This is a genomic window from uncultured Succiniclasticum sp. (assembly GCF_902793885.1).
Taxonomy (GTDB): domain Bacteria; phylum Bacillota; class Negativicutes; order Acidaminococcales; family Acidaminococcaceae; genus Succiniclasticum.
On sequence record NZ_CADBFF010000006.1, the window covers coordinates 77,939 to 101,393 of the forward strand.

At 53.9% G+C, this 23,455-nt stretch carries 18 protein-coding genes; 3 read left to right on the forward strand and 15 right to left on the reverse strand.

The genetic code is table 11. The features are described 5' to 3' along the window. Positions 1 to 72: 72 nt before the first annotated feature. The 15 genes from QZV31_RS04570 to QZV31_RS04640 form a co-directional block, all read right to left on the reverse strand. Positions 73 to 651 carry a manganese efflux pump MntP family protein gene (locus QZV31_RS04570; protein ID WP_295358578.1) on the reverse strand — a complete coding sequence of 193 codons (579 nt, stop codon included), beginning with the start codon at positions 649 to 651 and terminating at the stop codon, positions 73 to 75. Between the two features lie 396 nt (positions 652 to 1,047). Next, on the reverse strand, positions 1,048 to 2,430 hold the full coding sequence (locus QZV31_RS04575) for a TrpB-like pyridoxal phosphate-dependent enzyme (protein ID WP_295358580.1): 1,383 nt from the start codon (positions 2,428 to 2,430) through the stop codon (positions 1,048 to 1,050). 75 nt (positions 2,431 to 2,505) lie between these two features. Continuing rightward, positions 2,506 to 2,895: a hypothetical protein gene (locus tag QZV31_RS04580; protein WP_295358582.1), complete on the reverse strand. Its 390-nt coding sequence runs from the start codon at positions 2,893 to 2,895 to the stop codon at positions 2,506 to 2,508. A gap of 5 nt (positions 2,896 to 2,900) precedes the next feature. Beyond that, positions 2,901 to 3,464 (reverse strand): UbiX family flavin prenyltransferase, encoded by a 564-nt coding sequence (locus QZV31_RS04585; RefSeq protein ID WP_093730173.1) that lies wholly within the window; start codon positions 3,462 to 3,464, stop codon positions 2,901 to 2,903. A gap of 14 nt (positions 3,465 to 3,478) precedes the next feature. Further along, positions 3,479 to 4,819 (reverse strand): UbiD family decarboxylase, encoded by a 1,341-nt coding sequence (locus QZV31_RS04590; protein ID WP_295358585.1) that lies wholly within the window; start codon positions 4,817 to 4,819, stop codon positions 3,479 to 3,481. A gap of 38 nt (positions 4,820 to 4,857) precedes the next feature. After that, entirely contained in the window at positions 4,858 to 5,637 is a 780-nt protein-coding gene (gene trpA, locus QZV31_RS04595; RefSeq protein WP_295358587.1) for a tryptophan synthase subunit alpha, read from the reverse strand. Continuing rightward, the gene (gene trpB, locus QZV31_RS04600; RefSeq protein ID WP_295358589.1) at positions 5,630 to 6,814 is read right to left on the reverse strand and encodes a tryptophan synthase subunit beta; all 1,185 of its coding nucleotides are present in this window, start codon (positions 6,812 to 6,814) and stop codon (positions 5,630 to 5,632) included. The genes trpA and trpB overlap by 8 nt, the downstream gene beginning before the upstream one ends. 219 nt (positions 6,815 to 7,033) lie before the next feature. Next, a complete protein-coding gene (locus tag QZV31_RS04605; protein ID WP_295358591.1) occupies positions 7,034 to 7,732 on the reverse strand; it encodes a phosphoribosylanthranilate isomerase in 699 nt (232 codons plus the stop codon). Between the two features lie 103 nt (positions 7,733 to 7,835). Then, positions 7,836 to 8,753, reverse strand: a complete 918-nt coding sequence (gene trpC / locus QZV31_RS04610; RefSeq protein ID WP_295358593.1) for an indole-3-glycerol phosphate synthase TrpC — start codon at positions 8,751 to 8,753, stop codon at positions 7,836 to 7,838. A 68-nt stretch (positions 8,754 to 8,821) separates the two neighbouring features. Then, positions 8,822 to 9,844, reverse strand: a complete 1,023-nt coding sequence (gene trpD / locus QZV31_RS04615; RefSeq protein ID WP_295358595.1) for an anthranilate phosphoribosyltransferase — start codon at positions 9,842 to 9,844, stop codon at positions 8,822 to 8,824. A gap of 524 nt (positions 9,845 to 10,368) precedes the next feature. Continuing rightward, positions 10,369 to 14,934, reverse strand: coding sequence for a glutamate synthase large subunit (gltB, locus tag QZV31_RS04620; protein ID WP_295358597.1), 4,566 nt, complete (start codon positions 14,932 to 14,934; stop codon positions 10,369 to 10,371). 367 nt (positions 14,935 to 15,301) lie between these two features. Beyond that, positions 15,302 to 16,693 carry a metallophosphoesterase family protein gene (locus QZV31_RS04625; RefSeq protein WP_295358599.1) on the reverse strand — a complete coding sequence of 464 codons (1,392 nt, stop codon included), beginning with the start codon at positions 16,691 to 16,693 and terminating at the stop codon, positions 15,302 to 15,304. Positions 16,694 to 16,710: 17 nt separating this feature from the next. Next, a complete protein-coding gene (locus tag QZV31_RS04630; protein ID WP_295358601.1) occupies positions 16,711 to 17,877 on the reverse strand; it encodes a DNA polymerase IV in 1,167 nt (388 codons plus the stop codon). 69 nt (positions 17,878 to 17,946) lie between these two features. Then, positions 17,947 to 18,795 (reverse strand): fumarylacetoacetate hydrolase family protein, encoded by an 849-nt coding sequence (locus QZV31_RS04635; RefSeq protein ID WP_295358603.1) that lies wholly within the window; start codon positions 18,793 to 18,795, stop codon positions 17,947 to 17,949. A 171-nt stretch (positions 18,796 to 18,966) separates the two neighbouring features. Further along, positions 18,967 to 20,091, reverse strand: coding sequence for a DUF362 domain-containing protein (locus QZV31_RS04640; protein ID WP_295358604.1), 1,125 nt, complete (start codon positions 20,089 to 20,091; stop codon positions 18,967 to 18,969). A gap of 321 nt (positions 20,092 to 20,412) precedes the next feature. On the opposite strand from QZV31_RS04640, the gene QZV31_RS04645 reads away from it, so the two are divergent. From QZV31_RS04645 to feoB, 3 genes are all read left to right on the forward strand, one after another. Next, on the forward strand, positions 20,413 to 20,625 hold the full coding sequence (locus tag QZV31_RS04645; protein ID WP_295358606.1) for a FeoA family protein: 213 nt from the start codon (positions 20,413 to 20,415) through the stop codon (positions 20,623 to 20,625). A 167-nt stretch (positions 20,626 to 20,792) separates the two neighbouring features. Then, positions 20,793 to 21,011, forward strand: coding sequence for a ferrous iron transport protein A (locus tag QZV31_RS04650; RefSeq protein WP_093730161.1), 219 nt, complete (start codon positions 20,793 to 20,795; stop codon positions 21,009 to 21,011). Between the two features lie 11 nt (positions 21,012 to 21,022). Further along, a complete protein-coding gene (gene feoB / locus QZV31_RS04655; RefSeq protein ID WP_295358610.1) occupies positions 21,023 to 23,170 on the forward strand; it encodes a ferrous iron transport protein B in 2,148 nt (715 codons plus the stop codon). Positions 23,171 to 23,455: the final 285 nt, after the last annotated feature.

A 23,455-nucleotide genomic window follows, 5' to 3' on the forward strand; every position in this document is an offset into this window, starting at 1 on the left:
TCGTAAACCGCGCAACGGTTTTGTCTTCATCAACCATCCGCTGCAGCCTGACGGACAACAACCCAGTGGCTGTTACGCCAGATAACCAAGGTGCTCCAGCAAAATTTTGGTGCCAAGGAGAATCAAAATGACTCCGCCGGCGATCTGCGCCGAATCTTCAAACCGGTTGCCGAACACATTGCCGATTTTTACTCCTGCCGTGCAAAAGAAACAGGTAAAGAGACCAATCAGGGCGACGGCCGTCCAAATATCCACATTGCCTGCCATAGCCAGGGAAATCCCAACGGCAAGGGCATCAATGGAAGTGGCTACCGCCAGCACGAACATGGTTTTTATGGACATATCCGCACCTTTTCCGTCCGCTTCGTCTTCCTCTTTCTTTGCGAACCCTTCCTTCAGCATATTGGCGCCGATCAGACCCAGCAGGACAAAGGCTACCCAGTGATCAATAGCGCGAATGACATCCGCGAACAACGTCCCCAGAAAGAATCCGATCAGCGGCATCAGGGCCTGAAAGCCGCCGAACCAGATGCCGCAGGTCATTCCCGCCCTGAAGGTAGCCCTTCGCATCGCCAGCCCCTTGCAAATCGAAACCGCAAACGCGTCCATGCTTAACCCTACAGCCAGAAGTAACAATTCCAAAAGCGTCATGGTTATTTTCCCCCGTGATGTTTTATTCAGCGGTGAATAAAAAAAGACGATCCTTATCCACCCGCTGCAGATAAGTCTCGTCAATTAAGGCGATACCAGGATTGCTCCAGTCTGTTGATATCCCGCACGAAATACGTGCTGACTACTCCCTTACTAAGCTGACAATGTAACATAAAAATTTGTTTTTGTCAAATATAATGACTTCTGTTTCTCCAAAAAGCCCCGCAGGCTGCTGCGGGGCTAATTTGTTTTTGGGGCTTTAGCGCCAATAAAAACGCCCGGTCTCTGCTTAATGAAGCAAAACCGGGCGCACCCGACACCTTATCTGACAGGCGGCCTGGAGGCATCTGCCCGACCTCCTGCTGCAGTATTGGTCTCAATATTAATGATACTCAATTATTCCTGTATTCCCGGAATCTTGGGCAGCCGGTCCATGCTCACCGCCAGTTCCTCGTCTGTGGGGATATAGTCGTTCAAATTGCCGGCCTGGTAGTTTTCATATGCCAGCATATCAAAGAAGCCGGTACCGGTAAGGCCGAACAGGATGGTTTCACTGCGGCCTTCTTCCTTGCAGCGTTTTGCTTCTTCAATGGCGCCCAGAATTGCATGGGCGGATTCCGGCGCAGGCAGAATGCTCTCGTATTTGGCGAACAGCGTCGCCGCTTCGAACACATTGGTCTGTACCACGGCTTTGGCTTCCATGTAGCCGTCATGGTACAGCTTGGACAGGATGGGCGCCATACCGTGGTAACGCAGCCCGCCCGCATGGATGGGGGACGGGGTGAAAGTGCAGCCCAGGGTGTACATCTTCGCCATGGGCGTAATTTTTCCGGTGTCGCAGAAGTCATAGGCGTAACGGCCCCGGGTCAGGGACGGGCAGGAAGCCGGCTCGATGGCTACCAGACGGGGATTCGCCTTCCCCTGCAGCTTGTCTTTGGCAAAGGGCGCAATGAGACCGCCCAGATTGGAACCGCCGCCGGCACAGCCAACCACTACGTCGGGATATTCATCCAGCAGCTCCATCGCCTTAGCGCTTTCCAGACCCACAATGGACTGGTGCAGCAGCACCTGGTTCAGCACAGAGCCCAGTACATACTTCACATTGTCGCCGGAAACAGCCCGTTCCACCGCTTCGGAGATGGCGCAGCCCAGACTTCCCGGGTTATCCGGATTATCCGCCAGGATCGCCCGGCCTGCATTGGTGGTATTGCTGGGACTGGCTACCACGCTGGCCCCAAAGGTCTGCATGATTGCTTTGCGGAACGGTTTCTGATTATAGGAAGCCTTCACCATGAACACTTCCAGGGGCAGGCCGAAATAGCAGCAGGCTTCCGAAAGGGCGGTACCCCACTGACCGGCGCCTGTTTCCGTGGTCACACCGTTCAGTCCCTGCTTTTTTGCATAATAAGCCTGGGGAATGGCGCTGTTCAGCTTGTGACTGCCGGACGTGTTGTTGCCTTCAAATTTATAGTAAATCTTTGCCGGAGTATCCAGCGCTTTTTCCAGATTGTAGGCGCGGCACAGCGGGGACGGACGGTAGTTCTTGTACATCTCCAGCACTTCAGGGGGAATCTCGATATACTGGGTATCGTTATCCATCTCCTGATGGGCCAGTTCTTTACAGAAAACAGGATACAAGTCTTCCTCGGATACCGGTTTTCCCGTTGCGGGATTCAGCATGGGCTCCGGTTTTTCCTTCATGTCCGCCCGCAGGTTATACCACGCTGTGGGGATCTGCTCTTCCGTTAAATATAATCTGTGGGGTGCTTTCTTTGTCATGTTTCATTCCTCCTGAACACTTTAATTTATTATATAAATAAGATTATGTAAAATCATGTAAAAATTTATAACCTGTCAACCGTGTTTTTCCTTATTTGTAATATATTGGCCGATGAACCGTTCCGCCAGTTCCTCCGCCTGACTGCAGAGATACCGTATCTCTTCCCCGGAAGCATTGTCTGTGTGGATCCCCACATTTACGGAAACAGGTTCGCCCACGGCGAGGCAGATTTTCCGCGCAAGCTCCCGGGCCAGTTCTTTGTCCTTATGGCCGGGCAGTGTGATATCCCAGGTATCGCAGCTGGACAGGTCCCCGCAGCCTTGCGGCGGCAGCGATGCCAGGGCTGTACCGCCTAAATGGGGGCGCTCCCCGCCGGTAATAAAAACCACCAGCCCGTTGCCATCGGCAGTCAGCACCCGGAACCGAACCTGATATCTTCCTTCCCCCTGCGTAAGTTCAAACATATCCGCTACCGCCTTCCTTCCCAGGACTTCATCCGTTCATAGATGATTCCGAATTGCAGCAGTACTTTACCCACCACATGATGGATCTGGTCTTCTACCGTCCGTGGCCCGTTATAAAAGGTCAGCATCGGCGGGATGATGGTACAGCCGTATTGGGCTGCCAGGCTCATGTTGTGCAGATGGATCTTCCCCAACGGCATTTCCCGGGGGCATAGCACCACGCGCCGGTTTTCTTTCAGGCAGACGTCCGCCGCCCGCAGCAGCAGGTTTTCTGCGTAGCCGCTGACGATCCCCGCCAGAGTCTTCATACTGCAGGGAAGGATGATCATTCCGTCGGTTACGAACGAGCCGCTGGCAATTTTTGCCGCCAGGTCGTCTTCTTCATACACCGCATCGGCTAAAGACGTCAGTTCCTCAAAAGGCCTGTCGGTTTCATACTGCCAGGTAAGCCTGGCCGCTTTGCTGGTCACTAAATGTATTTCACAGTCAGGCGCATCCTTCAGTGCTTTCAGGAGATAATAACTCATGATGACCCCGGAAGCGCCTGTAACTCCCACAATAATTCGCATTTTACTACTATTTCCTATTCTATTTCATAACGGCTCAGGTCTACATCCCGGAATGCGACTTTTTTGTTCCGTTCTTCCTGACCCGGCTTAACGGTGCAGTCAAAGCCGAATTTTGTTCCCACCCCGTAATCCGTAGCCGGATTCAGTTCGTGGCAGGCCGCGTGTTTGATGATCACCATGTCCTCCGCCACATTGCAGCGGGTGGTAATGGCCCGCATCACATCCTCCGCGTCGAAGATGTTCACATCGGAATTCACTACTGTCACCATGTTCATGGGCGGGAAGGCGGCAAACGCAGCCATGATAGCATTTTTGCCCATGCCGGGGCGGGTTGGCTCCATCTGTACCACACAGCCGAAGAAGCCGCAGTTGCCGTGGGACAGGTATACGTTCTTCACCCCGCCCACCATTTTGGAAACCGTCGCCAGAATCGAAGCCTCCGCGGTGCAGCCAACAGAGTTCCAGACCTCTTTGCCCGGCAGCAACGTGGACATGAGAGGCTGCTTCCGGTTGGTGATCGCCGTTACTTCCACGACCCAGCGGTTATCCTTTTGGGCATAAAAACCGCTGACTTCTCCAAAGGGACCTTCCGGTTCCCGGATGTTTGGCAGCATGCGTCCTTCAATGACGACTTCCGCATCGGCCAGTCCTTCTACCCCTACCGTTTTGCTGCGGGACAGACGTACCGGCTCTCCCCCGTTCAGGGCAGAGGCAACGCCTAATTCATCATCACGGATGCCGGTCCCTGGATAGGTGGCGCAAACATACACTGCCGGGTCCACACCGTTGTTGATTGTAATCTCCAGCGGCTGGCCCTTGGCTTCCGCCCGTTCATAATAACTGCGCAGGTGACGCCCCACATCCATCAGCATGGCCAGCCGGTTTTTTCCGGTAATCATCAGCCGGTGGATAGACGTGTTCCGCACGCCCGTATCCGGATCTTTCGCAATGACGATGCAGTTGCTGAAATACGCGCCGCCGTCCTCCAGCGCCAGGGTAGGCACCGTCAGTTCGTACAGATTCGGGGCCAGGGTCACTTCTTCCTGGCAGGGCGGATTTTCCACGATAACCGGCGCCACCGGTTTCTCCTGAAAGCTTTTCCCGGCTGCCGCGAAAACGCCGGGAACCTCTCCCGCTTTTACACCGAACAGGGAACCGATGATATCCCGGTTCCACCAGAGACCGCAGGCCACCGGATACTTCTGCCCTTTGACCCGGTCAAACACAACGATCTTTTCCTGCCCCTCAAATTTCTTGGCAATGCCTGCCAGCTCATGTACCGGATCCACTTCGCTTTTCACATGAACCACTTTGCCCTGCTGCTCCAGCCTGGCGATTACACTGCGAAAATCCATGATTCCCCTCCAAAACATCAAATCAATCTATCTATTAATTACTGCCGTTTTACTGCGTCCGCCATCTTCTTTACATATTCTTTGACCGGTTCCACGCAGTCCCTGCCGTACTCCGCGATCATCTTCACAATAGCGCTGCCCACGATGGTCCCGTCGCTGAGCCGGGCCATCTCTGCCGCCTGGGCCGGGGTGGAAATACCAAAGCCAACGGCAGCCGGCGTATCCGTCACTTCCCGGATCTTTTTGTAAATCGTCCCGATATCCGTTGTAATCTCGCTGCGAACACCGGTCACGCCCAAACTGGAAACGATGTACACATACCCTTTCGCGTCTTTGGCAATCTGCTGGATCCGGTCTTCCGATGTGGGTGCGATCATGGTAATACGGTCCACGCCGTACTTTTCGCAGGCGGTTTCCAGTTCGCCCCGTTCCTCATAGGGAACGTCCGGCACGATAGTCCCGTCCACTCCTGCTTCTGCACAGCGGGCATAGAACTTATCCGTGCCGTAATGGAAAATCGGGTTGGCGTAAGTCAGGAACACCAGCGGTATATCTGTCTCCTTCCGCACCTCTTTGATCATATCAAAGACCTTGTCCGTGGTAGTACCTGCGTTCAGAGCCCGGATATCGGCTTCCTGGATCACCGGGCCTTCCGCCATGGGATCGCTGAAGGGAATGCCTAATTCGATAATCGTGGCCCCCGCCTCTTCCATAGCCAGGATCAGCTTCTTCGTGGTTTCCAGGTCCGGGTCGCCTGCTGTTATGAACGGTACAAACATCTTTTTATGGTTCTTCAGTACCTCTGCTATCTTACTCATGCAAATCCCTCCCCAAATATCTGGCAATGGCCGCCACGTCTTTATCTCCCCGTCCGGAGAGGTTCACTACGATGATTTTATCCTTGTCCATGGTGGGCGCCAGCTTCATGGCGTAGGCCAGGGCGTGAGCGCTTTCCACTGCGGGGATGATGCCTTCCGTCTTGGACAGGTACAGGAACGCGTCTACCGACTCCCGATCCGTAGCCGGCACGTACTCCGCCCGGCCGATGTCATGAAGGTACGCGTGCTCCGGCCCGATGCCGGGATAGTCCAGCCCGGCGGAAATGGAATACACCGGCGCGATCTGTCCGTATTCATCCTGCAGGAACAGGGATTTCATGCCGTGGAAGATACCTTCCGAACCCCTGGCAATGGTAGCCGCCGTCCGCTCCGTATCCACACCTTCCCCGGCCGCTTCCACACCAATGAGGCGCACGTCCTTGTCCGGGATGAAATCGTAGAAAAGACCCATGGCATTGGACCCGCCCCCTACACAGGCGATGACCGCATCCGGCAGCCGGCCTTCTTTTTCCAGCAGCTGGGCTTTCACTTCTTCCCCGATGACCTTCTGGAAGTCCCGCACCATTTCCGGGTACGGATGGGGTCCCATAACGGAGCCTAACACGTAATAGGTATCTTCCACCCGGGCCGTCCAAACCCTAAGCGCTTCGTTCACTGCGTCCTTCAGGGTGCCGGTTCCTGTGGTGACGGGCACCACTTTCGCCCCCAGCAGTTCCATGCGGAACACGTTCAGGGCCTGCCGTTCGCAGTCTTCCTTGCCCATGTACACAGTGCATTCCATGCCCATCAGCGCCGCCACCGTCGCCGTGGCCACCCCGTGCTGGCCTGCCCCGGTCTCCGCGATGACGTGCTTCTTGCCCATGCGCTGCGCCAGCAGGCACTGGCCCAGCACATTGTTGATCTTGTGGGCGCCGGTATGGTTCAGGTCTTCCCGTTTCAGGTAGATTTTGGCCCCGCCCAGATCCTTTGTCATCTTTTCCGCGTAGTACAGCATGCTGGGGCGGTTGGCGTAATCCCGGTACAGCTGGCGCAGCTCGTCCCAGAAGGACTTGTCGTTTTTATAGTATTCGTATGCCCGTTCCAGTTCCAGCACTGCGTTCATCAGCGTTTCCGGAATGTACTGTCCGCCGTGGATTCCAAATCTTCCCTTTGTCATGATAAACCCCTCTCCTGATTAATCTCTAAATATGTATGAACCACACAGTGAGGAAAAGACTTCTCAAAAACGGAGTCGCGTTGTGGGGCGCCCCGTTTCCCACTTCCTCACTGCGCACGCTCAGCAAGCTTCGCGTTGCTCGGTATCGTCAGACTGGGACCCTTCCGGGTCGCCCCTCCAACTTTCAACAGAATGACACAACCGTTCTCTAGGTTTTGCTCATGTCTTTTCCTTCCCTCGTATCGCTTTCATAAATGCTTTCATCTTTATCGGATCCTTAACTCCGTCAGTTTCTATTCCGCCGGAGACATCTACGCCGTAAAAGAATGGAAGCAGTGTTGTGTCTTTCTGTACCTGCCTGATGATTTCCGCCACATTGTCCGCGTCCAGTCCTCCGGCCAGGAAGAACGGTTTGTCTATAAGAAGATTATTTAATAAGGAAAGAGAAAAGGTCTTTCCCGTTCCGCCGTAGGTGTCCGGAAGGAAGGTGTCAAACAGGTAGTAGTCTGCCTGAGCCGCTTCTGCCAAAAGTCCGGCATTCGCTGTGTAAACCCTTTCCTCTGCTCCGTTTCCCTGTACCGGCAAGCCCCCGCTCCGCAGCCGGATTGCTTTGATAATTTTCGCTCCGGTCAGGGTTTTCAGCTTTGCAATGTAGGCAGCGTCTTCATCTCCGTGCAGCTGCAGCAAATCGGCGATGCCTGTGTTTGCCAGGGCCGCGGCTTCTTCAACAGGCATGTTTACCAGCACCGCCACCGTTTTGATTCCGGGGTCAAGCAGTTCTTTCAACGCAGCAGCCTGATCCTTGCTGATCTGCCGCTTGCTTTTCGCAAACACAAAGCCTGCTAAGTCAGGTTTCAGCCGGTTCACCGCTTCTATGTCTTCGGTTCTGCGTATGCCGCAGAATTTCACTTTTACCATAATTCATCCCCGCCTGCTTCATCTGTTAGTCGTGGGACATGATTCCCGCCTCACGCTTCCCTTAAGGTCACAAAAAGAACCGGTCAGCATGCAGACGACTTAATCACGCTTCCTTCAACTTCCCCAGCATCTCTTCCGGGTTTCCGCTGCGCATCAGCGTTTCGCCAATCAGCACGCCGTTGAATCCCTTCATTTTCAAACTGCGGATGTCGTCTTCATTCCGGATTCCGCTTTCCGCGATACAGACGCGGTCTTCCGGAATTTCCTTCCGCAGCTGCAGGCAGGCGCCGATGTCCACCGTAAAATCTTTCAGGTTGCGGTTGTTGATGCCGATGATCTTTGCTCCGCTCTTCAGCGATGTTTCAATTTCCCACCCGTCATGCGTCTCCACCAGGGCGTCCAGTCCTACGCTTTCCGCTGTCAGTCTGTACTCCTCCAGCTGACTCGCAGACAGGATGGCGCAGATCAGTAAAACCGCATCGGCGCCCAGTACCTTCGCTTCGTAAATCTGGTACGGACTCACCGTGAAATCCTTCCGCAGCACCGGCAGGGAAACCTGTGCCGCAATCTCCCTTAAATACACGTCCGACCCCAGGAAATACTCCGGTTCCGTCAGAACCGAGATGGCAGCCGCACCGCCTCTTTCATAGGATTTCGCAATTTCCAGATAGGGAAACTCCGGGGAAATCAGCCCTTTGGAAGGAGATGCCTTCTTGCATTCGCAGATGAAGTTCAGCCCGGGACGCTGCAGGTTTTCCTGAAAGCGCTTCGTTAGCTTGGCAGACGTCTGGCCTGCACATACTGCGTCTTTCACAGGATCTCTTTCGTCCGTGACCTGCTTTGCATCCCTTTTCGTCCTATTCCTGTCGGCTTCTGAATCAGCAGAAGCTGTATATTTATAATAGTAGGTTTCCCTGTGATAAACCTGCTCTGCCTCTGCCCGCACCGTTACCAGGTTTTTCTGTTTTTCCAGTTTGGCAACCCGCGCTTTCGCCGCTGCCGCTAATGTATCTAAGATCACGATGTTTTAACAACCTTTTTATCAAACTTTTCTTCCATAATATAGGATACAGCCAGCGTCTCTCCCGTTTATTCCGGCCTGTTGCTGACCTCGATGACCTTCTGCAGCGTGGCCAGCGCCTTGCCGGTGTCAATCAGTTCCGCTGCCAGCGCGATGCCCTCTTTCATGTCCCCGGCCTTGCCGCCGATGTAAAGCGCCGCCCCGGCGTTCAGCAGCACCGCGTTCCGTTTATGTCCTTTCACGCCGTTCAGTATATCCAGCGTGATCTGCGCGTTTTCTGCCGGTGTGCCGCCCTTCAGGTCTTCCTTCTTGCAGCGTTCGAAGCCGAACTCTTCCGGCGTGATCGCATACGTCTTATACCAGCCGTCCTTGATCTCGCAGATGGTGGTCGGCGAGCTGAGGGAAATCTCATCCAGCTTGTCCTGCCCGTACACAACCATGCCCCGTTTCACCCCCAGACTGGTGAGAACCCGGGTCAGGGGCTCCGCCAGATAGCCGTCGTACACACCCAGCAGCTGCATGGACGGCGAAGCCGGGTTGGTCAGCGGTCCCAGAATGTTGAATACCGTGCGGAAACCCAGTTCTTTACGAATCGCGCCCACATATTTCATGGACGTGTGATACTTCTGGGCGAAGAAGAAGCACATGCCCGCTTCCTTCAACAGCTCCACACACCTTGCCGGACTCTGGTTGATATTGACTCCCAGCGCCTCCAGGCAGTCTGCCGTCCCGCACAGGGAGGACGCCGCCCGGTTGCCGTGCTTGGCCACCTTCATGCCTCCCGCCGCCGCAATCAGCGCCGAAGTGGTAGAGATGTTAAAGCTCTGGGCGTTGTCACCGCCGGTACCCACGATTTCAAACACATCCATGCCCGTTTCCACTCGGGTTACATGGGCCCGCATGGCAGCAGCGCAGCCGGCAATTTCATCCGTCGTCTCCGCCCGGGCGCTTTTCGTGGAGAGAGCGGCCAGAAACGCCGCGTTCTGCGTAGCCGTAGTTTCCCCGCTCATAATCTCGTTCATCACCGTGTAAGCTTCTTCGTAGGTCAGGTCCTCTTTGCTTACTATCTTGACGATGGCCTCTTTAATCATTTTCCAATCCCCCTCATTTGTTTTTTGAATACAGACACACATCCTATTTGGACATCTTCCTACGAGTTACAGGCGCCTGTTCAAAAAGCCCAACAAAAAACCTGTCCTCGCATTTAACAAGGACAGGTCATACTAGTATCTAACCTGCGGTACCACCTTGATTCACAGCATTGCTGTGCCCTCTGCGGATGCCAACACATCCTCCTTCCCTAACGCGGACGAAACGTTGTGCAATACTCTCACCGGAATTTCGCAACAAGATTGCGATTCTGTCTGTACAGCCTCCTGCGATTTCAGCACACCCTCAACGGTCCATTTACCAACCAGCATTTCTATCCGGATCCCAGCTGCCCGGACTCTCTGTGAGCGCTTATATTGGCTTGATCTCCGTCTCAACGGTTTTGTGGTCAATATTTACTTGTAAAGTAGTCTAACACCGGATAAACACTTCGTCAAATGGTTTTTCGCATTTTAAAGCAAAAATTCAAAAACTCGTCTCGATATGTAAACAATGTTACGGTTTTTTAGTTGTTTTCCATAAACGCCAGCCTTCTGGCTTCCGCGTCACTGTGGCCTTCCGCCTTAAAGCGTGCAATGTTAAGCATCATGGCCTTGTATTCTCTGGGGATGACTTTCGTAAACCGCTGCACCGTGTCTTCCCAGGCATCCAGCAGGCGTTTTGCCAGGGGGCTCCCGGTAAACTCCATATGCCGCTCCACAATGGCTTTCACTTCATCCTGTTCTGCGGCGTCTTCCAGTTTTTCCAGTTCCACCAGATCCCGGTTGCACAGCTCGGGCTGCATATCCAGCACATAGGCCACACCGCCGGACATACCTGCGGCAAAGTTGCGTCCGATCTTTCCCAGGATCACCGCACGGCCGCCGGTCATATATTCGCAGCCGTGGTTGCCGATGCCTTCCACCACCGCCGTGGCCCCGCTGTTACGTACACAGAACCGTTCCCCGGCCTGGCCGTTGATATACACCTCGCCGCCGGTGGCCCCAAAGCAGGCCACGTTGCCGATGATCACATTTGCTTCTGCCGCAAAGGAAACCTCACGGGGCGGGAACACCATCAGCCGGCCGCCGGACAGCCCTTTGCCCAGATAGTCGTTGGCGTCCCCTTCCAGGGAAAGGGTCAGACCTTTCGGAATAAAGGCGCCGAAGCTCTGGCCTGCCGAACCCACAAAAGACAGTTTGATGGTATCCTCCGGCAGTCCTTCTTCCCCGTAACGGCGGGTAATCTCGCTGCCCAGAATAGTCCCGGTTACGCGGTTGGTATTCTGGATGCGCAGCCGGGCCCGGATGGTCTTTTTGCAGTCCAGCGCCGGCTTGCACATGCGCACCAGTTTGGACATATCCAGGGTTTCCCCGATGTTGTGCTTTTGCCGGTGCAGACAGCGGTGTCCCACTTCCATGTCCGTATAGGGACGGAACAGCAGACGGTCCAGATCCACTTCCGCCGCTTTCCAGTTGGCGGCGCTTTCCCGCTGCTTCAGCCGGTCGGACCGGCCCACCATCTCATCTACCGTATGGAAGCCCAGGCGGGCCATGATTTCCCGCAGATCCTGCGCCACATATTTCAGATAATTGATCACGTATTCCGGTTTACCGCTGAACCGTTTCCGAAGCGTTTCATTCTGGGTACAGATGCCGAAGGGGCAGGTGTTCAGGTTGCACACCCGCAGCATATGGCAGCCCAGGGCAATGAGAGGACCCGTGCCGAAGGCGAACAGCTCCGCCCCGAACATGGCGGCAATGGCCACATCCCGGCCGGTCAGTATCTTGCCGTCCACTTCGATGCGCACTCTGTCACGAAGCTTATTCAGCAACAAGGTCTGCTGAACTTCCGCCAGCCCCAGTTCCCAGGGAATGCCCGCATGACGCATGCTGGAGCGGGGAGATGCGCCGGTGCCGCCATCAAACCCGCTGATGGTGATGCCGTCCGCTTTAGCCTTGACCACACCCGCCGCAATGGTACCGATACCGGAACCTGCCGTCAGCTTCACACTGATGTCCGCATCCTTGTTGGCATTCTTCAGATCAAAGATCAGTTCCGACAAATCTTCGATTGAATAGATATCGTGATGAGGCGGCGGGGAAATCAGCGCTACCCCTGGCGTAGAATGGCGGGTCTTGCCGATTTCCGGGAACACCTTGGCGCCGGGCAGGTGACCGCCCTCGCCGGGCTTGGCCCCCTGGGCGCATTTGATCTGCAGTTCCCGGCCGTTTACCAGATAGTTGCTGGTAACGCCGAACCGGGCTGTGGAAACCTGCTTCACCCCGTCGCTGGGGTCGTCCCCGTTCTCCAGTTTCACAAACCGGGCCGGATCTTCGCCCCCTTCGCCGCAGTTGCTCATGGAACCGATACGGTTCATGGCAATGGCGATGCACTCGTGGGCTTCCTTGCTCAGGGCGCCGTAGCTCATGGCGCCGGTACGGAAGTGGAGCAAAATCTTCTCCACCGGCTCCACTTCTTCAATAGGAATGCTGCAGCCCGGCGGGCAGTAGAAATCCAGCAGGTCGCGCAACCGGTACACCGCGCCCTTGTCAACGATCTTCGCATACTCTTTATAGGCCTTGTAATCTTCTTCTTTGCAGGCCTTCTGCAACAGGCGGATGGCTTCCGGATCCAGAATGTGGGGCTGGTCTCCGCCTTTATGGTACATATAATAGTCGCCGCTGGGCAGATCCCCTTCGTCTTTATAGGCGTTCTGGTGCCGCAGCTGGGTCTCCCGCGCAATTTCCGCCAATCCCAGCCCTTCAATACGGGAAGGCGTATTGACGAAATACTTCTGGACCAGTTCCTGTTTCAGGCCCACCGCTTCAAAAATCTGGGCTCCGTGATAACTCTTCACAGTGGAAATGCCCATCTTCGCCATAACGGCCAGAATGCCGCCCACGGCAGCTTTCAGATAGTTCGCCTGCGCTTGCGCCGCATCCAGTCCCTGCAACAGTTTGCCTTCCGCTGCCAGCGCGTGGACCGTGTCCAGCGCCAGGTACGGATTGATAGCCGTAATGCCGTAGCCGATCAGGGTACAGTAATGGTGGGTCTCCCTGGGCTCGCCGGATTCCAGCACCAGTCCCACGTCGGAGCGCACCGTCTTTTTAATCAGGTAATTGTGCACCGCCGCTGACGCCAGAAGCGCCGGCACCGCTGCCATGCGGGAGTTCACGCCCCGGTCAGACAGCACTAAAATATTGGCGCCGTTGCGGATGGCCCGGTAGGCGTCGATGCAAATGGATTCGATAGCCGTTTCCATGGCTTCCGCGCCGCCGTTCACCGGATACAGCATGGACAGGGTCACGGTCCGCAGCTTGTCGGTCTGCAGGTTCTTGATGACCGCCATCTCCCGGTTGGTCAGGATGGGGCGCAGCACTTCCAGCGCCGCCGTGCCTTTTTCATCCGGTTCCATAATGTTGGCCACGTTGCCGATCATCACCCGGGAAGAGGTTACGATACTTTCCCGGACGCCGTCGATGGGCGGGTTTGTCACCTGGGCGAAATTCTGCTGGAAATAATCATACAGCATCTGGGGTCTTTCCGAAAGCACCGGCAGGGGCGCGTCGATACCCATGGCGCCTACCGGATCCTTTCCCATGCGGGCCATGGGAACGATCATCTGGGTCAGGTCTTCCTGGGTGTAGCCGAAAACCTTCTGCTGTTCTTTCAGGTCAAAGGGGATCAGCGTATCATTGATCATGCTGCCCCGTTCTTCCACCAGTTCGTCCATCTCGATGATGTGCTCACGGCACCATTCCCCGTACGGATGGGACGTAGCCAGCATGTGCTTGATCTCATCATCTTCTATGATGCGCTGTTCCGCCGTATTCACCAGGAAAAGGCGTCCCGGTTCCAGGCGCCCTTTATAGGCGATCTGTTCCTGGGCTACCGGAACCGCGCCGGCTTCCGAACTCAGCACCACCCGGTCGTCCTTCGTCACATAGTAGCGGGCAGGGCGCAGGCCATTTCGGTCCAGCATGCCGCCGATCACCGTACCGTCGCAGAAGCAGATGGCCGCGGGACCGTCCCAGGGTTCCATCATAAAGGTCTGGTAGCGGTAAAAATCCTTCTTATCCTGAGGCATGGACGGATCCTTCTCCCAGGGCTCCGGAATCATGGTCACCATGGCATGAGGCAGGGAATGCCCTGTCATCATGAGATACTCCAGGCAGTTATCAAACATGGCGGAATCACTGCCGGTCTCATCGACTACCGGGAACACCTTTTCCATATCCGGGAAGAACGGCGACTTGGCCTTGCTTTCCCGGGCGTTCAGCCAGTTGATGTTACCCCGGATCGTATTGATTTCCCCGTTATGCACAATATAACGGTTGGGATGGGCCCGGGCCCAGCTGGGGAACGTATTGGTGCTGAAGCGGGAATGGACCAGCGCCATAGCTGTCGTAAAATCAAGGTCGGACAGGTCCAGATAAAAATGCCGCAACTGCAGGGAGGTAAGCATTCCCTTATACACAACAGTCCGGGAAGACAGGCTGGCAATATAAAAGTCCGATCCCATCACCTGACTCTGGGGAATGATTTCCTTTTCCGCCACCTTACGGATAATGTACAGCTTGCGCTCAAAATCCATCTGGCTTTTCACATCCGGCGCCTTGCCGATAAACACCTGGATGATGCGGGGACGGATGGACTTGGCCGCTTCCCCGATGATGCTCTCGTCAATGGGGACCTCGCGCCAGCCTAAAATGCTCTGCCCTTCCTCCCGGACGATCTTCTCAAACGTTTCCATCTGCTTTTTGCGGAAGGATTCATAGCGGTGGGCAAAGATCATGCCTACGCCGTATTCGCCTGCCGGTGGCAGGGAAAAGCCCAGCACCTCGCATTCCCGGACAAAAAAGTCGTGGGGAATCTGTACCAAAATACCGGCCCCGTCGCCGCTTTTCTGGTCCGCGCCTTCTGCGCCGCGATGATTCAGGTTCTCCAGAATCTTCAGGGCATCGTCGATAATGCTGTAGGATTTTTCCCCTTTAATATTCACAACAAACCCGATACCGCAGGCGTCATGTTCAAACGCCGGGTCATATAAGCCCTGCGGCGCCGGTAAATCTCTCAGTTTCCGATTCATAGATGTTCCCCCTCCCATAAATCACGGCTTCTTTCGTCTGTACACGTTCAAACTCCGTACACGTACAAACTCCGGTAACCGGTGTTTACTGAATCCTAACCTGGCACCTTCTCCAATTATGCCAGGTTTTTTGTATCAGAATAATATATGTACACAGTATAACAATATAATCGAAAACCGTCAACAAAAAACCAGTATTCAGGAACATAAAATCCATTGCAAAAAGATATTTATATTATATTTTTAACACTTTCATATGATCGTCGAAAAATATACTGTATCCATGCATACAAAAGCCCTGAAGGCGCATATTCCTTCAGGGCTGAAACAGGTGTTCCGACAAATCAGGCATTTTGAGAACACAACACTATTTTTTTACTTCCGCTTCATCAATCTTCGTCCCGTCCGGCAGATAGCAGCTGAACCGCAAACTCCCGGCAGAAGCTTCCAGTACCATGTAGTTATTGGTTTCCGGCTGGGGCGCAACAGCAACGTCCAGCAAATGCCGTTTCCACAGGCTCGGGTACCGCACATCTCCTGCCACTCCGGTGAGAATATACAGCGGCCCTTTTGTGTCCCGCTTGAACCCGTAAATATGCCCCCGGTTCCGGTACGTGTGCAGGTGGGCAGTCAGTACTGCGTCCACATTATATTTGTCAAACAGCGGCATAAAGATTTTTCCTTCTTCGGAAACGCCTTCTTCCCTTGGCGTTTTGCGGGTCAGGAAGCCATACCGCAGTACGTCTTTGTGCATCAGCACCACTTTCCATTTTTTCCTGGTTTTTTCCATGTCCGCCCTGAACCAGGCCAGCTGATCCTGCAGGAGATTGGGCTGAAACTCTTCCATCTCCCGCATCTGGGTATTCAGCACAACATAATGCACGTCACCGTAATCAAAGGAATAAAACTGGTTCTTGTAGGAAGCCGGCGCTCCTTCCGGCAATTGGAAATAATGGAGATATGCCTGGGGCATCCGCACTTTCCAGTCCATGGTGTACGTTTCATGATTACCCATAACCGGCGCCGCGGGAATCCGGGTGATCATGGATCCGATGCGGGTGAACCATTCATTCCACTGGTAGGAATGTTCCCCGTTATCCACCAGGTCTCCCATGGTGATGAAGAACCGGGCGTCCCTGTTGCGCTCCCAGGCCGGCATGGCTACCTCTTCCCAGACTTTATATTTGGCGCTCTGACTGTCCGGAAAAATCAGTGCCTTATAGGTGTTGTGAGTATTCGCCGTGTTCAGCCGGTACCATTGGCTGCGCCGGTTTTCATGCCCCAGCCGGTATTCATATTCCGTACCGGGCTGCAGGTTTTGCAGGGTCACCGTGTGGACGTAGGTGGTTTTTCCGTTATCGGTAAACTTGTCGTTAAGGCGTTCTTTTTGTGTAGAAACACTGCTTTTCACTGCGGCATCGTTTGTATTTTTCTGCACCGGTTTAGTATCTTGTGTGCTAGAAGGTGCGTCTGCTTTGCTAATCGCACGGTATTCCACAAACGCGTCTTTGTTTTCCGGTTCCGACTGCCACATGATGGTACGCGACGAAGAACTGTCAGCCGTAATCACCTGCCGGAGATTAAAGGCGTCTGCTTTCGTAAAGGCGATATAACGCTCCTCTGGCTTCCCGGATCCCGTTTTGGGCGCTCCGTTACCGCAGCCAATAAACAACACGCCAAACACAAGGGCTAATATGCCAAAGGCCAGCGTCAGCAAAACTGCCATCAGATTTTTATAGAAGCTTTTGCTCTGTTTCATACGCAGTCACCAATTTCCTATTTTCTTTTCCCCGTAATGCCGCGCTTGATGATGTTCTCCCCGAATTTGCTTTTCAGGGCGTCGATGGCCTGGTTGCGCTTCTGCATCCGCTCATTGTCTTCAAAACCCAGTACCGGCTCGTCCTCCGGTCGGAACAGACTGCTCACCGATATCCCTAACAGGCGAACGCCCGGCTTCACATTAATCTTCTGCAGCATCTGCTCCGCCAAAAGGAAAATGTCTTCATCCCAGGCAATCAGTCTGTCGCCGGTGGAACTGCGGGTAATCGTGTGAAAATCCGCAAACTTCACTTTCAGTGTCACCGTGTGCCCTGCCAGATGCTCCCGTCGCAGACGCCAGCCCACCTGACCGCACAGGTCCAGTACTGCCTCCCGGCAGGAATCCATATCTGTAAGATCCCTGTCAAAGGTGGTTTCCCTGCCAATGGACTTTGCCTCTTCTTCATTGACAACCGGCCTGTCGTCTAAGCCCAGGGCCAGCCGCTTCACCTGTTCCGCATTTACGCCGAACACCTTGCGCAGTATTGCCACATCTGCCGCGGCCAGCTGCCCGATCTTTTCAATACCAAACTGTTTCAGCTTCTCTTCTGCGCTGCGTCCGATGCCGAATATTTTGGTCACCGGCAGGGGAGCCAGCAGCCCGGCCGCTTCTTCCGGCGTGATTCTCACAAAGCCGTGAGGCTTGCGCATATCCGAGGCCAGTTTGGCCAGGAATTTATTGGGAGCCAGTCCTACAGACGCGCTGAGTTTCAGCTCTTCCTGGATCCGGTCCTGCACCTGATGGGCAATGGCCTCTGCCCCGCCCAGCCGTTCCATGCCGGTTAAATCCACAAAGGCTTCATCAATGGAAAGCTGTTCCACCAACGGTGACGTTTCCCGGAAAATCATCATGATCTTTGCCGACATTTCAGCATAGCGGCCCATGCGCACCGGCACGAAAACACCCTGAGGGCACAGCCGTTTTGCCTCGAACAGCGGCATGGCGGAATGGACGCCGAATTTGCGGGCCTCGTAAGAGCAGGTGGAAACCACGCCCCGGGCAGACCGCCCTCCCACAATGACCGGCAATCCTTTCAATTTGGGATTATCCAGTATTTCTACCGATGCGTAAAACGCGTCCATGTCTACGTGCATGATCCATCGCTGATGAACTGACTGTTGCATAATCTCTGTCCCAAACCAAAATAAACAGCAAAAGTCTTACGGAAATCTCAGTGTGTACTGATTGCAATCTTACCCTTCAATATAGTTCCGCAGTACGCCGATGCCTTCGATTTCACACTCCACCACATCGCCCAGCTTTAAGAATGTGGGCGGCTTCATGCCCATTCCCACGCCCGCCGGGGTACCGGTAGCGATGACCGTTCCGGCTTTCAGTGTCATCCCTTCGCTCAGCATGACGATAATATCCGTAATGCCGGTGATCAGGTTCGCCGTACTGGAATCCTGCCGCACGTCCCCGTTTACCCGGCAGGCAATCCGCTGTTTTGGAGGAAACGCGAACTCATCTGCGGACACGATGCAGGGACCCATGGGTGTGAAACCGTCCAGGCTCTTTCCGAAGTACCACTGCTTATGCCTTGTCTGCAGATTCCGGGCGCTTACATCATTGACGATGGTGTAACCGAAAATAAAGTCCGGCACGTCTTCCCGTTTTACATTCTTCGCGTCTTTACCGATGACAACCCCCAGTTCGCACTCATAGTCCAGGGAATCCACCAGCCCTGTGTACGCGGGAATGGGTGCATCCGTTCCCTGGGAATAGCAGACCCGTTTGGAAAAGAAAATGGGATACGGGCGTTCCCCGCCGAAGCTTTCTTTGGAAAACCGCTCTGCTTCTTCCGCGTGGGCCGTGTAATTGATACCCAGGCACAGCACGTCCTGCCGGGGCCGGGGAATCGGCGAAAGAAGTTTAACGGCTTCCGGACTTACCTTCCGCGCATCTTTTGGAAATCCCTGCACTCCCCCGGCAGCAATCAGGGCGTCCATATCGTTAAATCCGTCTAACACATACAATGATTTGCCGTCCACACTGGTTGCAACTTTTTCTTCCCCATCCATAAGAACTGTGTAATAACGCATAGATTTCTCCCCACAATCTTTTATTATCTCCCATTATATCAAAACAGTCGTGGAAATACCACGACTGTTTTAGGGTTTCAGCTCTATCAGGCCGCTACGATTCGTATTAAAGACGTTTACAGCAGTTTCTTTTCCCATTCATCCTGCTTAAAACCTGTCAGCACGTCCTTTTTATTTCACCTTTATCAGCTCGTACTCTCTGGTACCCATGCCGATCTTTTCCGCATGTTCCAGCGTTTCTTTCCAGTGCACATGGGGATTGCTGTCCATGAAGTGATCGTGATAGTGCTTCCAGTCCGGTTTCGCCAGATTGTCGCTGAGCTGGCTGTTGGGCATGGGCGCCGCTTTCTGGCAGGCATCCACGCAGGCCTGGTCCAACGCTACCGGGTCAAAGGACGCGAACATGCCGATGTTGGGCAGAATCGCTGCGTCGTTATCGCCGTGACAGTCACAGTTGGGGGAAATATCCATGGCCAGATTGATATGGAAGCAGGGACGGTCCTGGCACACGGCCTGGGCGTACTCCGCCATCTTGCAGTCCAGCTTGTCGCCGGCATCCCATTCATCGTTGCTGATGGCGTTGAAGGTGCAGGCGCCGATGCAGCGGCCGCAGCCCTTGCAGATATTTTTGTCGATATGGGCCTTGTTGTTTTCATAGGTGATGGCATTGGAGCCGCATTCCTTGGCGCAGCGACGGCAGCCCCGGCACAATGCTTCATCCACGACGCATTTCCCGGAAGAATGCTGTTCCATTTTACCGGCCCGGCTGCCGCTGCCCATACCGATATTCTTCAGCGCACCGCCGAACCCCGTCATTTCATGTCCTTTAAAATGGGCCAGACTGATAAACACGTCCGCATCCATGATAGCGCGTCCGATTTTCGCTTTTTCCACGTACACGCCGTTCTTAACCGGAACCTCGGTTTCGTCCGTGCCCCGCAGACCGTCAGCAATAATGATCTGGCAGCCGGTTGTAGTGGGATTGAAACCGTTCAGGTTCGCGCAGTCCATATGCTCCGGCGCATGCCGGCGGCTGCCGGGATAGAGGGTATTGCAGTCTGTCAGGAAGGGGATCCCGCCCTGCTCCTTCACCAGATCGGCAACCACCTTCGCATACTGGGGACGCAGGAACGCCATGTTGCCCAGTTCGCCGAAATGCATTTTGATAGCCACAAACTTGCCTTCCATATCGATCTTCTTAATGCCTGCCACAAGGCAGAGCGTTTTCAGCTTCTGCAACAGGCTTACGCCCACCTGTACCCGGAAATCTGTAAAATACACCTTTGATTTTTCCATGATGCTTCCTCCCTTTTTCAAAATCTCTGTTTATATGTTTCCTACCTTATATATGTATTATACCTGCTAAACTTGACTCTATGTCAAGAACTAATTTGATTTTTTTAAGGAGACATTGATTCAATGAGTTTGTGTGCAGACAAATGAATCAGCGTTTCTGTAAGTCGTAATCCGGTTAGCCTTGACAAACTTCCGGGGTTGGTGTATCATTTGGTTAGTCCCGGCTAACGCTTTATGATTCGGACAGTTCGACCGGGGCCAATATTTTAGCCATAAGTTAGCTACAGCTAATCATATATGCTGTTCAAGGAGGTTCTCACCATGTTACCACTTCCCACCGCTCAGGAAGGCGAAGTTTTGGAAATCAAAAAAATCACCGGCAACGATGCCACCCGCCTGCATCTGGCGGAAATGGGCTTCACCGTCGGCAGCAAAATCACCGTCGTCACCCGTCTGGGCGGAAACATGATCCTGCAGGTACGCGATTCCCGCGTAGCGTTGGACGAATCCATGGCACGGCGCATCATGTACTAAGCAGTTATTCAAGCCGGTCAGTGCAATCTGACCAGTACATAATCAGTACAGTTTACTATAGCAGTGCATTAGCGAATTACCAAGCTCATTAAAATCTGAAAAATACAGCATCATTATTTCCCTAAGTTAGCAATAACTAATCATAAATTGCAAGGAGGATATCTGAAATGACATTAAACGAAATTCCGGTAGGCGGTGTCTGCACCGTTACCAAACTGAACGGCACAGGCAAACTGCGCCGGCGAATTATGGACATGGGCATCACCAAAGGCGTAGAGATCAAGGTCGTAAAGATTGCCCCCCTGGGAGATCCCATGGAGTTAAACGTGCGGGGCTATGAACTTTCCATTCGCAAGAGCGAAGCAGAAAGCATCGAAGTACAGTAAGGAGAAACGAAATGGATATCAAAATCGCGTTAGCAGGCAACCCCAACTGTGGCAAGACCACCCTGTTCAATGAACTCACCGGCAGTTCCCAGTACGTTGGCAACTGGCCCGGCGTTACGGTTGAGAAAAAAGAAGGCCGGCTGAAAGGCCACGACAATGTCATCATTCAGGATTTACCCGGTATCTATTCCCTTTCCCCTTACACGCTGGAAGAAACTGTCACCCGTAAATACCTGATCAACGAAAAGCCCGACGTGATCCTGAACATCATCGACGGCACCAATCTGGAACGCAACCTGTACCTCACCACCCAGCTGATCGAAGTAGGTCTGCCCGTGGTCATCGCCATCAATATGATGGATCTGGTCAACAAGAACGGCGACACCATCAACCTGCAGAAACTGTCTGCGGAAATCGGAGCCCCGGTCTACCCCATCAGCGCCCTAGAAGGCAAAGGCTGCCTTGACGTTGCCGAAGCTGCGGTAAAGGTTGCGGAGAATCATCAGGTATTCAAAGCGCCGGAACTGCCGCACGTATTCCGTGGCAGCGTGGAACACGCCCTGGCCCATATCGAAGAAAGTATCAGCGACAAGGTGGACAAAAACACCCTGCGCTGGTTTGCTATCAAGCTGTTCGAGCGTGACGAGCAGGTGCTGGAAGATCTGAAGCTTCCTGCCGGCCTCACCGCCCATTTGGAAGAACATATCAAAGACTGCGAAGCGGAAATGGACGACGACGCGGAAAGCATCATCACCAACCAGCGGTATGAATATATCGGCAGCATCATCGACGCCTGCATTACCAAAAACCGTCCGAAGCATGCGCTGACCCTGTCCGACAAAATCGACCAGGTGGTGACCAACCGCTTCCTGGGTCTGCCCATCTTCTTCATTATCATGACGTTGATGTACTACATCTCCATCACCACCGTCGGCGGCTGGATGACCGACTGGACCAACGATGTGTTCTTCGGTGAAATCGTCACCGATGCGGCCAAAAACATGCTGGAATCCATCGCTGCGCCGGAATGGCTCAGCGGTCTGGTGGTTGACGGCATTATCGGGGGCGTAGGCACCGTACTGGGCTTCGTTCCCCAAATCCTGCTGATTTTCTTCTTTATGTCCTTACTGGAAGACTCCGGTTACATGGCCCGCGTTGCTTTCATCATGGACCGTATCTTCCGTCAGTTCGGCCTGTCCGGCAAGTCTTTTATCCCCGTACTCATCGGCATGGGCTGCGGCGTGCCTGCCATCATGGCTGCCCGTACCATTGAAGAAGAGCGGGACCGCCGCATGACCATTCTTCTGGCCACCTTTATTCCCTGCGGCGCCAAAGCGGAAATCATAGGCATGATCACCGCCGTATTCTTCCCCAATTCCGTGTTCATGGCTCCCGGTATGTATTTCCTGGGACTGGCCATCATCGTGCTGGCCGGCATCGCGTTAAAGAAAACTTCCTGGTTTGCCGGGGAACCGGCTCCCTTCGTCATGGAACTCCCCGCTTACCACATGCCTTCTATTAAAGGCGTGCTGATCCACATGTGGGAACGGGCCCGTGGTTTTATCATCAAAGCCGGCATGATTATTTTCCCGATTTGCGTATTGCTGTGGTTCATGCAGACCTATAACTTCAGCTTCGAAATGGTAGAAGAAGTAGAAGAATCCATGTTAGGCGTTGTGGGCAACAGCATTTCCTGGATCTTCGCCCCCATCGGTCTGGGCGACTGGCGGGCCACTGTGGCTTCCATTGCCGCCTTCCTGGCCAAAGAAGACGCCGTCGGCGTGCTGGCGATGCTGGCCGGCGCTGCGGAAGATGCAGAGGAAGCCCAGGTTATGGAATCCCTGTCCAAACTGATGCCTCCCATGGCAGCCTTCTCTTACATGATCCTGAACCTGTTTGACCCACCGTGCCTTGTTGCTATGGCCACCTGCTACCGTGAAATGGGCAGCCGTAAATGGGGACTTTTCGCTATTGCGTTCCAGGCGATTTTAGGGTACTCCCTGGCTTTCGTATTCTATAATCTGGGCAGCTGGTACATCGGCAACGTGCCCTTCGGACCCATGCAGGGTATCGCGCTGTTCCTGGTTCTGGTTGCGCTGTACTTCATTCTCCGTCCGGCCAGGCCCTATGTGAAGCCGCAGGAAAATGTACATGCATAAATAGTATTGGCAACACATTCAGTTTTTATAGGAGACCCGTCATGAATCTTCCATCTTCTATTCTTTTCGCCGTTATTTTTCTGGCGTTCGTTTTCACCGCTTACCGGCTGATGAAACGCCTCTTCAGTGCATTAAAAAACGACGGGGGTGAAACCGGCTGCAGCTGTTGCAGCGGAAAATGTTCCCACTGCAGCCATTGCGCTAATCAGCCGACAATGAAGTAATATAATTCTCTCCGTTGTTTGGTCCGTATCTTTTCTTGACCTCGTATTCATGTTATACTTA